Annotated in this window: 1 pseudogene; it reads left to right on the top strand. The window is 41.3% G+C overall.

The features are described from left to right. Positions 1-308: 308 nt before the first annotated feature. A pseudogene (locus tag KXG62_RS33935) lies at positions 309-438 on the top strand (IS256 family transposase); the annotation flags it as partial.

The following is a 438-nucleotide window of genomic DNA, read 5'->3' as shown; positions in this document are numbered from 1 at the left end:
CGTATGAAAGACCGTATGAAAGACCGTATGAAAGAAGACTCTAAAGGACTATTAAGGACCAATAATGAATATTGTGAGCCGATCGAAGAGGGCCGTTGGCATCGTCTAACACCGTATTCACGCTGCGTTGCTATCGCTCCTTGGTCTGCCAGATGATAAATTCGGAGGTAAGCGTCTAACAAGAAGGTGTATTCCAATGCAGTCTAGATTTTGAGACAATTCCGTTAGAGTAGTCGTTGGAGTTTTTCGAGAGGACGTAAAAAGTTTTGTGTAAATGGTTAAACTTTCCATTAAGGAGATGATCATTTATGCAAGACCTAAAGGACAAGACGATCAAGGAGCTGGCAAAAGATTGCCGGACAGTTGAAGATGTACATGAAATGTTGAAGAATCTTTTCAAGGATACGATTCAGCAATTGTTTGAAGCTGAGATGGACG

The organism is Paenibacillus solanacearum, from assembly GCF_910593845.1.
Classification (GTDB): Bacteria; Bacillota; Bacilli; order Paenibacillales; family NBRC-103111; genus Paenibacillus_G; species Paenibacillus_G solanacearum.
This window is presented reverse-complemented; position numbering and strand designations above follow the sequence as displayed.